Annotated in this window: 16 protein-coding genes; 8 read left to right on the top strand and 8 right to left on the bottom strand. The window is 64.0% G+C overall.

The window, feature by feature from the left end:
- Positions 1-48 precede the first annotated feature (48 nt).
- Positions 49-1179 carry a molecular chaperone DnaJ gene (gene dnaJ / locus RTCK_RS05055; RefSeq protein ID WP_142522218.1) on the top strand — a complete coding sequence of 377 codons (1131 nt, stop codon included), beginning with the start codon at positions 49-51 and terminating at the stop codon, positions 1177-1179.
- A 58-nt stretch (positions 1180-1237) separates the two neighbouring features.
- On the opposite strand, the gene RTCK_RS05060 is transcribed toward dnaJ, so the two are convergent.
- From RTCK_RS05060 to RTCK_RS05070, 3 genes are all read right to left on the bottom strand, one after another.
- Entirely contained in the window at positions 1238-1822 is a 585-nt protein-coding gene (locus RTCK_RS05060) for a threonine transporter RhtB (RefSeq protein ID WP_142591995.1), read from the bottom strand.
- Between the two features lie 108 nt (positions 1823-1930).
- Entirely contained in the window at positions 1931-2140 is a 210-nt protein-coding gene (locus RTCK_RS05065) for a SlyX family protein (RefSeq protein ID WP_142591996.1), read from the bottom strand.
- Between the two features lie 32 nt (positions 2141-2172).
- Entirely contained in the window at positions 2173-2457 is a 285-nt protein-coding gene (locus RTCK_RS05070; RefSeq protein ID WP_185927917.1) for a hypothetical protein, read from the bottom strand.
- A 181-nt stretch (positions 2458-2638) separates the two neighbouring features.
- On the opposite strand from RTCK_RS05070, the gene recF reads away from it, so the two are divergent.
- From recF to RTCK_RS05085, 3 genes are read left to right on the top strand one after another with little or no spacing between them, the layout of a single operon-like run.
- Entirely contained in the window at positions 2639-3793 is a 1155-nt protein-coding gene (recF, locus tag RTCK_RS05075) for a DNA replication/repair protein RecF (RefSeq protein WP_142591997.1), read from the top strand.
- A gap of 9 nt (positions 3794-3802) precedes the next feature.
- Positions 3803-4570, top strand: coding sequence for a molybdopterin-synthase adenylyltransferase MoeB (gene moeB, locus RTCK_RS05080; RefSeq protein ID WP_142591998.1), 768 nt, complete (start codon positions 3803-3805; stop codon positions 4568-4570).
- Complete coding sequence (locus tag RTCK_RS05085) at positions 4570-5040, top strand: GNAT family N-acetyltransferase (RefSeq protein WP_142592115.1); 471 nt, start codon at positions 4570-4572, stop codon at positions 5038-5040. Before moeB ends, RTCK_RS05085 begins: the two co-directional genes overlap by 1 nt.
- Here the strand turns inward: RTCK_RS05085 and RTCK_RS05090 are convergent, their stop codons facing one another.
- Complete coding sequence (locus tag RTCK_RS05090) at positions 5041-6045, bottom strand: 2-hydroxyacid dehydrogenase (protein ID WP_142591999.1); 1005 nt, start codon at positions 6043-6045, stop codon at positions 5041-5043. It abuts the gene before it with no gap.
- A gap of 173 nt (positions 6046-6218) precedes the next feature.
- Between RTCK_RS05090 and RTCK_RS05095 the strand changes: the two genes are divergently transcribed.
- Positions 6219-6755, top strand: a complete 537-nt coding sequence (locus RTCK_RS05095; protein ID WP_142522225.1) for an SH3 domain-containing protein — start codon at positions 6219-6221, stop codon at positions 6753-6755.
- Here RTCK_RS05095 and RTCK_RS05100 read toward each other — a convergent pair.
- Positions 6748-7758 carry an adenosine kinase gene (locus RTCK_RS05100; RefSeq protein ID WP_142592000.1) on the bottom strand — a complete coding sequence of 337 codons (1011 nt, stop codon included), beginning with the start codon at positions 7756-7758 and terminating at the stop codon, positions 6748-6750. The genes RTCK_RS05095 and RTCK_RS05100 overlap by 8 nt on opposite strands.
- 190 nt (positions 7759-7948) lie before the next feature.
- On the opposite strand from RTCK_RS05100, the gene RTCK_RS05105 reads away from it, so the two are divergent.
- Complete coding sequence (locus RTCK_RS05105) at positions 7949-8893, top strand: AEC family transporter (RefSeq protein ID WP_142592001.1); 945 nt, start codon at positions 7949-7951, stop codon at positions 8891-8893.
- Between the two features lie 85 nt (positions 8894-8978).
- Here the strand turns inward: RTCK_RS05105 and RTCK_RS05110 are convergent, their stop codons facing one another.
- Positions 8979-9800: a c-type cytochrome gene (locus RTCK_RS05110; RefSeq protein WP_142592002.1), complete on the bottom strand. Its 822-nt coding sequence runs from the start codon at positions 9798-9800 to the stop codon at positions 8979-8981.
- A gap of 150 nt (positions 9801-9950) precedes the next feature.
- Here RTCK_RS05110 and RTCK_RS05115 point away from each other — a divergent pair, with 150 nt between their 5' ends.
- Positions 9951-10706 (top strand): 3-deoxy-manno-octulosonate cytidylyltransferase, encoded by a 756-nt coding sequence (locus RTCK_RS05115; protein ID WP_142592003.1) that lies wholly within the window; start codon positions 9951-9953, stop codon positions 10704-10706.
- An 11-nt stretch (positions 10707-10717) separates the two neighbouring features.
- Positions 10718-11581 carry a prephenate dehydratase gene (locus RTCK_RS05120; RefSeq protein ID WP_142592004.1) on the top strand — a complete coding sequence of 288 codons (864 nt, stop codon included), beginning with the start codon at positions 10718-10720 and terminating at the stop codon, positions 11579-11581.
- Positions 11582-11585: 4 nt separating this feature from the next.
- Here the strand turns inward: RTCK_RS05120 and nudC are convergent, their stop codons facing one another.
- The gene (gene nudC / locus RTCK_RS05125) at positions 11586-12548 is read right to left on the bottom strand and encodes an NAD(+) diphosphatase (RefSeq protein ID WP_185927926.1); all 963 of its coding nucleotides are present in this window, start codon (positions 12546-12548) and stop codon (positions 11586-11588) included.
- Entirely contained in the window at positions 12545-12949 is a 405-nt protein-coding gene (locus RTCK_RS05130; RefSeq protein ID WP_142522232.1) for an HIT family protein, read from the bottom strand. The genes nudC and RTCK_RS05130 overlap by 4 nt, the downstream gene beginning before the upstream one ends.
- Positions 12950-12987 lie beyond the last annotated feature (38 nt).

Here is a 12987-nt window from a genome sequence, read left to right on the forward strand (position 1 = left end):
TCCGGCTGCCATCGTGCAGCCGGAATCCTTTCGGGAGCCGTTACCTCCATGGCAAAAGCAGACTTTTACGAAACGCTGGGTGTCGGCAGGTCCGCTGACGAGAAGGAGCTGAAAGGTGCCTTCCGCAAGCTCGCGATGAAATATCACCCGGACAAGAACCCGGGCGATGCGGAAGCCGAGAAGAAATTCAAGGAGATCAACGAGGCCTACGAGACCTTGAAGGATCCCCAGAAGCGTGCAGCCTACGACCGCTTCGGCCATGCAGCGTTCGAAGGCGGCGGAGGCTTCGGTGGAGGCGGCTTCGGAGCGGCCGGTGCCGGTGGCTTCTCAGACATCTTCGAAGATATCTTCGGCGAAATGATGGGCGGCGGACGGGCGCGCCGGTCTTCGGGCGGACGCGAACGCGGCGCCGACCTCCGCTACAACATGGAAATCACGCTGGAGGAAGCCTTCACCGGCAAGACCGCGCAGATCCGCGTGCCGACATCGATTACCTGCGACCTGTGCTCCGGTTCCGGTGCGAAGCCCGGCACCCAGCCCAAGACCTGCGGGACCTGCCACGGCTCCGGACGCGTCCGCGCCAGCCAGGGCTTCTTCTCCGTCGAGCGGACCTGTCCGACGTGCCATGGCCGCGGTCAGACCATCACCGATCCGTGCACCAAGTGCCACGGCCAGGGGCGCGTATCGGAAGAACGCTCGCTGTCGGTCAACATCCCATCGGGCATCGAGGACGGCACGCGCATTCGCCTGCAGGGCGAAGGCGAGGCCGGCATGCGCGGCGGCCCATCGGGAGACCTCTACATCTTCCTCTCGGTGAAGCCGCACCAGTTCTTCCAGCGTGACGGAGCGGATCTTTTCTGCACCGTGCCGATCTCCATGACGACGGCGGCGCTCGGCGGCACGTTCGACGTCGCCACGCTGGACGGCACGAAGTCCCGCGTGACGGTGCCGGAAGGCACGCAGCCGGGCAAGCAGTTCCGCCTCAAGGGGAAGGGCATGCCGGTGCTGCGCTCGTCGCAGACGGGCGACCTCTACATCCAGATCCAGATCGAGACGCCGCAGAAACTGACGAAGCGGCAGCGCGAACTTCTCCAGGAATTCGAGGAAATCTCCTCGAAGGAGAACAACCCGGAATCGAGCGGCTTCTTCGCGCGCATGAAGGAGTTCTTCGAGGGATAGCGTCTTTCGATCACCCTCCTCAACCGGAAAGGCGGCGGCATTCGTCGCCTTTTCCGTCTCAGGCCATGGCATGAACCGAGGAGGACGCAAGCAGCAGGGCAAAGCCGAACAGGCCGGCCGCGGCCAGCCTTCGGACGATGCCCGGCCCCAGCCTACGCCCCGCACCACGGGCAGCCTGCGCTCCCGCGATCAGCCAAAGATTGGCCGCGAGGACAACAAAGCCGGAAAACAGCACAAGCCACGGCAGGAGTTCGACGAACGGTATCTGCGGCATGATGACGAGGGCGATGATCGGCGCCTTTGGATTGAGGGCGGTGGTCAGGAAGACGCGCAACCCGTCCAGGTCGCCGCCGGGGGCGGGCGGGCGGTTTGCGGCATACCACAGGCGCCAGCTCAGGAAGAGAACCCAGACCGCTGCTACGCCTCGCGCCCATACCAGCGCCGATGGATACAGGGCCAATGCAGGAGCCGCGACAAGCAGAACCGGCACGATCACCAGAAGATAGCCTGCCAGTTCAGCTGCGATGAGCGTGAGGGCGCCGCGCCAGCCTCGACCGTATCCCGCCAGCATCATCAGCGTGTTTGTCGGACCAGGGGTCAGGAGCAACAAAAGGACGGCGGCAGAAAAGGAAAGAACGTGCATGATCAGTTTCGACAGGAGCAAGCCGGCAGTGGCATTCGCGCCCTCCTACCACACCGTCAGGATCGGGAGTTGACGTCGATCAAGTGAGTTGCCGCGCGGGTTCCGAGGTCAGTAGTGGGGTGGCCGCGTGATCGGCGGCGCTTCCAGCGACGTCTCCTCCAGAAGCAGGAAGCGTTCGGTCAACCGATCGAGCTTGGCGCGCGTCTGCTCGACCACCTCCCACTGCTCGGCCAACTGTTCCGACAGTTCCTCGATCACCTTGGTCTGGTGCGCGGCGAGTTCTTCCAGGCGCATGATCCGCTCGTCCACATCGGCCACGGCAGGTCCTTCCGGTCGTTGCAGCGAAGGCGCTAGAGCTGCTTCTTCCGCTTATAGGGCATCAACATGATGGCCGAGGCTGTTACAGCACCGCCAAAGGTCAGCGCAAGTGGTACGGCCACCATGACGAAGGACAGAAGCGGCGTGCGCGAGCGGCCTATATGCGTGCCCAAGCCGTAGAGATTGAACCACCACAAGGCTGCGGCGATGGCGATGCCGAGCCCGATGCCGAAAAGCGCGTTGACCGCCAGGAACCGCAACATCTCAAGGTGGTCCCGGCGGGCCTCCTCCGGCGTCAAGTCATCATTCGTCAACATAAAGAGCCTCCCGGGAGACATGGGGTCGCCTTGGATAGCGAAAGAGCCCGCGCATGTCGCGCGACAAACTATCAATCTTCGGAAAAGTTCCGCACCCCGCAGATCCTCCTACGGCGCGAAAGGCCGCGCTTGCCATCGCGGCAGAGAACCCTTAGCTCATCGGTACCAGATGCGGACACCCATGGTTCAGAAAGCATTCCTCTCCCGCCTGAAGCTGACCGACTTCCGGAACTATCCGGAAGCGGTGCTCATGCTCGACGGCCGCCATGTCGTTCTGACGGGCGACAACGGCGCAGGCAAGACCAACCTGCTGGAAGCCGTCTCGTTCCTTTCGCCTGGACGAGGCCTGCGCCGCGCCGTCCTGAGCGAGGTGAGCCGCGTCGGGGGAACCGGCGGCTTCTCGGTCTTTGCCGAGGTCGAGGGCATGGAGGGCGAAGTCTCGTTGGGCACCGGCATCGACGGAGACAGCGACAGCCTTTCCCGGCGTTTGCGGATCAACGGCACACCCGCAAGATCCACCGAAGAACTCTCCGATCATCTGAGTGTCCTCTGGCTCACCCCCGCGATGGACGGGCTGTTCACCGGACCATCGGCGGACCGCCGGCGGTTCCTCGACCGGCTGGTCCTGTCGATCGACCCCGGCCATGGCCGGCGCGCGAGCGACTTCGAAAGGGCCATGCGCAGCCGCAACCGGCTTCTCTCCGAAGGGCGGTACGATCCGGCTTGGGTTTCCGCCGTGGAGGCGCAGATGGCGGGGCTGGGTATTTCGATGGCGGCGGCCCGCCGGGAAATGCTCGACCTGCTGCGCCATCTCGCCAGCGTGAGCCAACAGGAACCGTTCCCCACCCCCGTCCTCGCACTGGAAGGCTTTCTCGACGCAGCGGGCGACATGCCTGCAGCGGAACTGGAGGAACGATACCTGGACATGCTCCGCGAGGGCCGCGGGCGTGATGCCGCGGCCGGCCGCACCCTGGAAGGTCCCCACCGGAGCGACCTCCTGGTTCGCCACCGCGAGAAGGACATGGACGCCGGGCGATGCTCGACGGGCGAGCAGAAGGCCCTGCTGATCGGCCTCATCCTCGCCCATGCGCGCCTGACCGCGAACATGACCGGGTTTGCGCCGGTGCTCCTCCTGGACGAGATCGCCGCACACCTGGATGAAGGCCGGCGGATAGCGCTCTTCGATCTCGTGCACGAACTGGGCGGGCAGGCCTTCATGACGGGTACCGATGACGCAATGTTCTCCCCGCTCGGCGAAAGGGCGCAGTTCCTCGAAGTGGACGGCGGCAGTATCCGCAGGGGACCGCTGCTTTCAACGCGCCTGCAAGACTGCTAGACTCCTCCGATGCAGCTGACATCGGAAGACATCGAGCGCTATCGTCGTCACATCCTGCTTCCGGAAATCGGGGGAGCAGGCCAGCAGCGCCTTAAGAATGCAAGGGTTCTGGTTATCGGGGCCGGAGGCTTGGGGGCACCCGTCCTCCTCTATCTCGCCGCGGCCGGGGTCGGGACGATCGGCATCATGGATGACGACATGGTCTCGCTTTCGAACCTGCAGCGGCAGGTCGTCCATGATACCGGAACGATCGGCGAGGCGAAGACGGCGAGCGCCCGCGCCCATATGGCGCGCCTCAATCCAGCAGTTCGCGTGCTGACCTTCGAGGAGCGCTTCTCGCCCGGATGGGCGCTGCTGCATCTGCCGCTCTTCGACTTCATGGTCGACGGGTCCGACAACTTCGACACCCGCTACGCCTGTGCCGACGCGGCCCATGTTGCGGAAATTCCGCTGGTTACCGGAGCCGTGGGACGCTTCGACGGCTCCGTCACTGTTCTCAAGCCCTACGAAGCCGGAAGCGACGGGACCCTTAACCCCACTTACCGCGACCTTTTCCCGGAGAAGCCGCCGGAGGGCCTGATCCCTGCCTGCGCGGAGACCGGCATCATCGGCGCGCTGCCCGGTGTGATCGGCACGCTGATGGCGATGGAGACCATCAAGCTCATAACCGGCGTGGGAGACCCTCTCGTCGGCCGCCTGATGCTTTACGACGCGCTCGCCGCGCGGTTCGACACCATCCGCTATATGCGCCGCACCGCCCCGGCTGCGGCAGAATGATCGAGATCGTACGGATCGACGACGACTTCAGCCGGTGGAGCGACTTGCTGGATCTCATTCGGTCGTCCTTCGCCTACATGGACGGGGTCATCGATCCGCCCTCGTCGGTTCATCGGCTCACACCGGCATTGCTGGCGCAGAAGGCGCGAGATGAAGTTGCGTTCGTGGCGACGTCCGCAGGCGTCCCCGTAGGCTGCATCTTCTGTCTTCCCGAGACCGACTGCCTCTATCTGGGAAAGTTCGCGGTTGCTCCCGAGTTGCAGGGAACAGGGCTCGGACGACGCCTGATGGCGAAGGCGGAAGAGGTTGCCAGAGCCAGAGGTCTTCGGGCGTTGAGGCTCGAAACGCGAGTCGAGCTCAAGGACAATCACGCCCTCTTTGTCCGCTGGGGTTTCACGACGACCACCGAAAGCGCCCATCCCGGCTTCGGTCGCGCCACCTCCGTCGAGATGCGAAAGCTGCTCGACTAGTCAGTTGCGCCCGGGAAGAACGCGGTTCGGCGGGCGATGACCGTCAAAGAAGGTGCGGATGTTGATGATGACCTTGTCGCCCATGTCGATACGGCCCTCGATCGTCGCGGAGCCCATGTGAGGGAGCAGAACCACGCGCCCCTGGTTCGCGAGCTTCACCAGCTTCGGATTGACCGCGGGTTCGTTCTCGTAGACGTCCAGCCCCGCACCGGCGATTTTTCCCTCCCGGAGCAGTTGGATCATCGCCGCCTCGTCGATGATATCGCCACGCGCCGTGTTCACGATCAGGCTCGTGGGTTGCAGCAGCGCAAGCCGCCGTGCCGAAAGAAGGTGGAAGGTTGCGGGGGTCGAAGGGCAGTTCACCGAAACGATGTCCACGCGCGCCAGCATCTGGTCGAGACTGTCCCAGTAGGTGGCCTCCAACTCCTCCTCCGTCGCCGGATGAACCCGCTTGCGGTTGTGATAGTGGATCGAAAGGCCGAATGCCTTTGCCCTTCGCGCCACGGCCGTGCCGATACGCCCCATTCCGACGATGCCGATACGCTTGCCCCAAATGCGCCGACCCAGCATCCAGGTCGGCGACCAGCCCGCCCAGTCACCCGGATTATCCGTCAGGATCCGCGCACCCTCCGGCAGCCGCCGCGACACGGCGAGGATCAGCGCCATGGTCATGTCGGCGGTGTCTTCGGTCAGCACGTTCGGGGTGTTCGTAACGGTTATCCCCTTACGGGCCGCCGCGTCGATATCGATGTGATCGGTTCCGTTGGAGAAGCTGGCGATCAGCTTGAGGTTCGACCCTGCGCCTTCGATCAACGCTTCATCGATCCGATCGGTAACGGTGGGCACAAGAACGTCGGCCGTCTTCATAGCCGCCGCGAGCTCGTCGCGCGTGCGTGGCGCGTCGTCGATATTCAGCTCCGCGTCGAAGAGCTCCCGCATGCGTGTCTCCACGGCGTCCGGGAGCTTTCGGGTGATGTAGACCTTGGGCTTCTTCTTCGCGGTCATGGCGTCGTATTCAGAGGTCCTTAACCAAAATTGCCGATAATCGGCGCATCCAGGCGTTTCTACCAGACCCGTCAGCGAAGACAAACAAAACCTCTGCAGACGGACTGTCGCCCGGCAAGACGTGGTCTCGCGGCCAGCCCCGATGGCGGCGCGGAATTTCCGGATGTAACCGCATGCGCAGCGTATTCCTCACCGCATTCGTGGCTCTCGCGACCACAGCCGCAACGATCCTGTTCCAGGAGCCCGTCCAGGCACAGGGAACCAAGGGACCGAGCGGCCTCCCGCTCCCGCGCTTCGTCAGCCTGAAATCGAAGCGGGTGAACATCCGGATCGGACCCAGCACGGACTATGCCGTCGCTTGGATGTACCTGAAATCGGGTACGCCGATGGAGATCATCCAGGAATACGACAACTGGCGGCGCGTGCGCGATGCAGACGGCACCGAGGGGTGGGTGAACCAGGCGCTGCTTTCGGGCGAAAGAACCGCCGTGGCTGCGCCATGGATGCGCGGCAAGGGCGAAGATGTCTTCGTCAACATGCGGCGCGAACCCCAGGCTTCAGCCCCTGTCGTGGCCAAGCTCCAGCCGGGCGTCGTGATATCCGTTCACGAATGCAATGGTGACTGGTGCCAGGCAACGGCGGGCGGGGCGGAAGGCTGGGTCAGCCAGGCCGAGATCTGGGGCGCCTATCCGGGCGAAGCCTTCAAGTAACCGCCAGCTTCTGCAGAAGCCCTTCCCGGATCGCGGCCTCCTGCAGCGATTCCATGGGACGCGGCCCGATCTGCTGGATGACGATCGCAGCGGCGAGGCAGCCCAGCCGGCCACAGTCGGCGAGTGAGCGGCCTTGGGTGTATCCGTAGAGGAAGCCGGCGGCGAAGAGATCTCCCGCACCCGTCGTGTCCACCACGTCCTCGACCTTATAGGCATCTATCTTCACCCGCTCGTGTCCGCGCAGGATGATCGCGCCCTCCTCGCTGAGGGTGACGGCGGCCAGCCTGCAGTCGGCGGCGATGCTTTTCAGTGCCAGCTCGAAATCATCCGTCTCGTAGAGCGAGAGCGCCTCCTGCTTGTTGGCGAAGACGATATCGACGGTACCTGAACGCATCAGGTCGAGGAATTCGGCGCGATAGCGGTCCACGCAGAACGGATCGGAGAGCGTCATCGACACTTCCCGTCCGGCCCCATGGGCGATCCGGGCGCATTCGAGGATCGCCTCCTTCGCGCGGGGCGGATCCCACAGATAGCCTTCGAAATAGGTGACGGCGGAGGCCGCGACCACCTCGGGCTCGACATCGTTCGGCCCGAGTTCGACGCATGCGCCAAGATAGGTGTTCATAGACCGCTCGCCATCCGGGGTCACGAAGATCATCGAGCGGGCCGTCGGCGGATTGCTTCCCTCCGGCTTGGTCGCGTAGTGTACGCCCTGCGCGCGGATGTCGTGCTGGAAGATCTTGCCCAGTTGATCGTCGGCAACCTTGCCGAAATAGGCCGCCCGGCCGCCAAGACCGGCGATGCCCGCGGCGGTATTTCCCGCGGATCCGCCCGATGCCTCGACCGCCGGTCCCATCTTGGAATACAGCAGTTCTGCACGTTCGGCATCGATCAGGTTCATCGCGCCCTTGATGATGGCGTTGTCGCCGAGGAAGCTGTCTTCGCAGCGCGCGATGATGTCGACAATCGCGTTGCCGATCGTGAGAACGTCATATCTGGACATCCAGCCGAGCCCCTTTGTTTGCCGGAATGGTGGTGGGCTGTTCTCGCACATGCGAAGGAAAAACCCTAGAGGCCGAGGAGAGTAATCCCTGCGGAAAAGCTACTCTGCGCGTTCCGCATTTGTGACGGGGCCTCATCTGGGCTAGGTCGTCAGGACGTCTCGCCAAATCTCAGGAAAGCACCCTCGCCCCGTGTCCGCCACCCTCGTCAATGTCGCTCCCGTTTTCCTGCTGATCCTGACGGGCTGGGTCGTCGCCCGGATCGGAATCCTCAATGAGGCAACCGGCGACGCGCTTGGAGAATTCGTCTTCAAGATCGCGGTGCCCATGCTGATCTTTCGCACGCTTGCCGATACGCATTTCGAGGGCGTTTCGCCGTTCCGCCTCTGGATCGCGTACTTCGCCGGCGTGGCGGTCACATGGACCGCAGGTCACCTGGCCGCGAAATACGTGTTCGGGCGCGACGACAAGATCGGGGTGATCGCTGGCATGTCGGCCGCCTTTGCCAACAACGTCTTCATCGGTCTGCCGCTCGTGGGCCGCTCCGTCGGCGATGACGGGCTGGTGGCGCTTTCGATCCTGCTCGCCATCCATCTGCCTCTGATGATGATCGTCGGCACCATCCTGATGGAACGGGCTTCGGTCGTCGTCGATGGCGGCCAACGGCGGAGCTTGAGGGCCATCCTCCTGCAGGTCGGCTCGAACCTCATCCGCAACCCACTGGTCATCGCGCTGGCGGCCGGGCTCGCCTTCAACCTGTCCGGCCTGACGCTTACCCCTGTCCTCGGCACCGTCGTCGGCCAGTTATCAAATGCCGCCGGCCCTGCCGCGCTGATCTCGATCGGCATGGCGCTGACCCGCTATCCCGTGCGGGGCAATATCGGACTGACGGCCGCGATCGCAGGCCTCAAGCTCTTTCTCCTACCGGCAGCGGTCTTCCTGATGGGAAAGCTTCTCGGTCTAAGCCCCGCCTGGTCGGCGGCGATAGTCCTGACGTCGTCGGTCCCTACTGGCATCAACGCCTGGCTGATCGCCCACCGGTTCCGCAGCGGACAGAACATCGCTGCATCCACCATCAGCGTCACGACGGCCTTCGGCATCGTCTCGGTGAGTTTCTGGGCCTGGCTCCTCGCCTAGGAGGCGCTGCATCCCGCGCACCCGCACATGAAAAAAGCCCGACACGAGGCCGGGCTTCTTTCTCCATTCGGAAGAGACTTGCCGTTTAGTTGTTGGCCGGCGCAGGCTCGCCTTCAGCCGCCGGCTGCTCCTCGGCGGGGGCGGCGGGGGCGTCTGCGGCAGGGGCGGCAGGCGCCTCGGCTGCGGGAGCGGTGCTTTCGGCAGCCGGAGCGGGGGGCTCGGCGGCAGCGGCGGGAGCGTCCGCGGCCGGAGCTGCACCTTCGGCCGGCGCGGCTTCCTCGGCCGCAGGTGCTGCACCCTCTGCAGGTGCTGCACCCTCCGCAGGGGCTGCAGCCTCGCCTTCTGCAGGAGCGGCCGCATCCGCTTCCGGCAGGGGAGCCGGGCTGTCGGAGAGGCCGCGCAGGTAGGCGATGACGTTGGCGCGCTCGTCGTCCTTCTTCAGGCCGGCAAAGCCCATGGCGGTTCCCGGAACATGCTGCTTCGGCGCCAGCAGGAAGCCGTTCAGGTGATCGTAGTCCCAGACGACCGAGCCGCCCTGGGAGAAGTCCTTCATGGCGGCGGAGTAGCTGAAGCCTTCATGCGATGCGACCGGCCGGTTCACGATGTTCCACAGGTTCGGGCCAACCTTGTTGGCGCCGCCCTGCTCGACGGTATGACAGCTCGCGCACTTCTTGAAAGAAGACTCGCCGGCTGCTGCATCGGCGCTTGCCAGGAGCGTCGCGACCGGAACTGCTGCTTCTTCCTCGGCGGCACCGGCTTCCCCGCCCGTTTCCGCAGCGACAATGGCGAAACCTTCCTGTTCAGGTGCTTCCGAATGCCAGATGCCTTCAGACGCAATCGAAACCGTCATCATCACGAAAACGGTGGCAAGAAGGGCTCCTACCGCCATGTTCACGTACGAGTTCATTTGCAAACGCTCCCTTGCAACCGCCGGGGTACAGGCGGGCCATCTTGAAATCGCGCGGAACCTATGTCTTTTGCATTGCCGTTGCAACACGATTATACGGCGGCGCGTGAGACTTTTTGACACTGATCAAGCCGCTTTCGAAGGTTTTTCATGCCTGACCTGGCCTATCACCGGACACTGGTCCTCATCCCCGCGCGGATGGCCTCCACCCGCCTTCCCGGGAAGCCTCTCGCCGACATCGGCGGCCTGCCGATGATCGTTCAGGTGGCAAGGCGCGCGCAGGAGGCGAATGTGGGACGAATCATCGTCGCCGTCGACCATGAGGACATACGGGACGCGGTGGCCTCGGCGGGTTTCGAGGTGGTGATGACGGGAGAGGATCATCAGTCCGGCTCCGACCGCATATACGAGGCGCTCCAGAAGGCGGATCCGGACGGCCGTGCCGAGGTCGTGGTGAACGTCCAGGGAGACCTGCCCACGATCGAACCGGAAGCCGTGCGCGCGGCGCTTCGCCCGTTGGACAACCGGCAGGCCGATATCGCCACACTCACCGTCGAGATCACCGACGAGCACGAGAAGATCAATCCGAACGTGGTGAAGGTCGTGGGCGCGCCGCTGTCCGAAACCCGGCTGCGGGCGCTCTATTTCACGCGTGCTACCGCACCCTACGGCAGCGGTCCCCTCTACCATCATGTCGGCCTCTATGCATATCGGCGGGCAGCTCTCGAACGCTTCGTCTCGCTCGGCCCTTCCGTGCTGGAAAGGCGGGAGTCGCTGGAACAGTTGCGGGCGCTGGAAGCCGGCATGCGCATCGACGTGGAGATCGTTGACTCGGTTCCTCTCGGTGTCGATACTCCGGCCGATCTTGAAAAGGCCCGCGCGATCCTCGCCAGCCACTCCTCCTGAGGCCCTCCCCGATGAACCAGACGACCAACAGGATCGCCTTCCAGGGTGATTTCGGCGCCAATTCCGACATGGCCTGCCGCGATATGTTCCCCGGCATGGAGCCGCTGCCCTGCCCCACCTTCGAGGATGCCTTCGTGGCGCTCGAGAGCGGCGAAGCGGACCTGGCGATGATCCCGATCGAGAACACCATCGCCGGACGGGTCGCGGACATCCATTATCTGCTGCCGGAATCCCGCCTGCACATCATCGGCGAATACTTCATGCCGATCCGCTTCCAACTGATGGTGCTGCTGGGGGTGACGCGGGAGGAGGTGCGCACCGTACACAGCCACATCCACGCGCTCGGCCAGTGCCGCAAGATCATCCGTTCGAACGGGTGGAAGGCGGTCGTTGCCGGGGATACTGCCGGAGCGGCCAAGCTCGTCGCCGAGACGGGCGACCGCTCCATGGCGGCGCTTGCCCCGCGGCTTGCGGCAGAACTCTACGGCCTGGACATTCTTGCAGAAAATGTCGAGGACACCGAGAACAACGTCACCCGCTTCGTGGTGCTGTCGCGCGACGAAAACTGGGCGAAGCGGGACGACCCCTCGGAGATCATCGTCACCACCTTCGTCTTCAACGTCCGCAACATCCCGGCCGCCCTCTACAAGGCGATGGGGGGCTTTGCGACCAACGGCATCAACATGACCAAGCTCGAGAGCTACCAGCTGGGGGGCAAGTTCGTTGCCACACAGTTCTATGCCGACATCGAGGGGCATCCCGACGATCCGGCGGTGCGGCGGGCACTGGAGGAACTGCGCTTCTTCTCCGAGAAGGTCCGCGTCCTCGGGGTCTACAAGGGGCATCCCATGCGAGGGGCATTGCAGAGATCCTGAGCCGTCATCTCGGCCAGTCGATCCAGTCGCGGATCAGGCGGTGGGCGATCGCGCCCTTGGGCGGCGCGAAGAAGCCGCCGCCAGGCAGAGCCTCCAGCATGGTCTCGACCTCGCCGCGGGAAAACCACCGGCAGTCGGCGATCTCCTGCTCATCGATCCTGATGTCCGTCGAGGTTGCTTCCGCATAGCAGCCGATCATGAGCGAGTGCGGCATCGGCCAGGGCTGAGACGCATGATAGCGTACGCGGCCGATCTCTATGCCGGCCTCCTCGAAGGTTTCTCGCCGCACGGCATGTTCGATCGTCTCGCCGGGCTCCACGAAACCGGCCAGGCAAGAATACATCCCTTCCTGGAAGTGATGGCTGCGACCGAGCAGGCAGCGGCCCTGCTCCGCATCCACCGCAAGCATGATGACCACCGGATCGGTGCGGGGGAAGGTCATGTGCTGGCAGGCGCTGCACACGCGCCGGTAGCCCCCGATCCGGCTTTCTGTCGGCGCCCCGCATTTGCCGCAGAAGCGGTTCGTGGCATTCCAGTGTATGAGCGCCGCGCCCTGTGCCGCCTCCCCGAGAAGCTCCTCGTCCAGAAGCCCGTCGCGATAGAGCGCCCGCGCTTCGGTGGGCTTGAAATGCGCGGCTAGGTCTTCCGCCGGGATGCCGACCGGCATCGCGATCCGGGGCTCCCCCGTTTCGAGATAACCGAGCAGCACCGCATTGTCGAAATCCGGCTTCAGCTCAGGCAGTTCGTAGGCCGCGAAGAGCGGATCGAGGATCTGGCCGTCATGCTTCAGGATCAGCTTGTTGCCGGTGAATGCGAGGATATGCGCCCCTTCGACCGCAAGGGCCTTCTCCAGGCAGCCTTCCTCGCGATATTCCGACTGGCGGTCCAGTTTGTTTCCGGAGAAGGCTGTCAGGCTGCTGGGTTCGGGATGGGGGCTATCGGTATCGAACAGCGAGGCGATCATCAGAGGGCTTCAACCAGGGTCTTGAGGAACTTCTGCTTTGCATCGTCGCGGTAAGGTTCCGCCGTGCCGAAACCCCAGATGGGGCCCGGCCAGTTGGGATCGCCTTCGAACCTTGCGACGATGTGTACGTGCAGTTGGCTTACCATGTTTCCCAGGGCGCCGACATTGATCTTCCTAGCATCGGTCACCCTCTTCAACGCCGCCGCGACCGTGTTGCTTTCGAAGGTCAGCAGGGTCTGGTCGAGCGGCGTCAGTTGGAAGATCTCGGTGACCGCCTGCCGCTGCGGCACCAGCAGCAACCACGGCCATCGGCTATCCTTCATCAGCCGAAGCTGGCACAGCCCCAGAACCGTCACCAGTTCCGAATCCCGTTCGAGCCTCTCGTCGAGCCTAAAGTCCTTCAACGGCGTTTCTCCCTGTCGCGCAGACTAACAGTTTTTTA

The sequence above is a fragment of the Pseudorhizobium endolithicum genome (assembly GCF_902153245.2).
In the GTDB taxonomy this organism is placed as follows: Bacteria; Pseudomonadota; Alphaproteobacteria; order Rhizobiales; family Rhizobiaceae; genus Neorhizobium; species Neorhizobium endolithicum.

What these genes read in the sequence shown, in the direction of transcription:
- dnaJ (WP_142522218.1), top strand. Translation starts at nt 49, where the DNA reads ATGGCAAAAGCAGACTTTTACGAAACGCTGGGTGTCGGCAGGTCCGCT.
- RTCK_RS05060 (WP_142591995.1), bottom strand. Translation starts at nt 1,822, where the DNA reads ATGCACGTTCTTTCCTTTTCTGCCGCCGTCCTTTTGTTGCTCCTGACC.
- RTCK_RS05070 (WP_185927917.1), bottom strand. Translation starts at nt 2,457, where the DNA reads ATGTTGACGAATGATGACTTGACGCCGGAGGAGGCCCGCCGGGACCAC.
- recF (WP_142591997.1), top strand. Translation starts at nt 2,639, where the DNA reads ATGGTTCAGAAAGCATTCCTCTCCCGCCTGAAGCTGACCGACTTCCGG.
- moeB (WP_142591998.1), top strand. Translation starts at nt 3,803, where the DNA reads ATGCAGCTGACATCGGAAGACATCGAGCGCTATCGTCGTCACATCCTG.
- RTCK_RS05090 (WP_142591999.1), bottom strand. Translation starts at nt 6,045, where the DNA reads ATGACCGCGAAGAAGAAGCCCAAGGTCTACATCACCCGAAAGCTCCCG.
- RTCK_RS05095 (WP_142522225.1), top strand. Translation starts at nt 6,219, where the DNA reads ATGCGCAGCGTATTCCTCACCGCATTCGTGGCTCTCGCGACCACAGCC.
- RTCK_RS05100 (WP_142592000.1), bottom strand. Translation starts at nt 7,758, where the DNA reads ATGTCCAGATATGACGTTCTCACGATCGGCAACGCGATTGTCGACATC.
- RTCK_RS05110 (WP_142592002.1), bottom strand. Translation starts at nt 9,800, where the DNA reads ATGAACTCGTACGTGAACATGGCGGTAGGAGCCCTTCTTGCCACCGTT.
- RTCK_RS05115 (WP_142592003.1), top strand. Translation starts at nt 9,951, where the DNA reads ATGCCTGACCTGGCCTATCACCGGACACTGGTCCTCATCCCCGCGCGG.
- RTCK_RS05120 (WP_142592004.1), top strand. Translation starts at nt 10,718, where the DNA reads ATGAACCAGACGACCAACAGGATCGCCTTCCAGGGTGATTTCGGCGCC.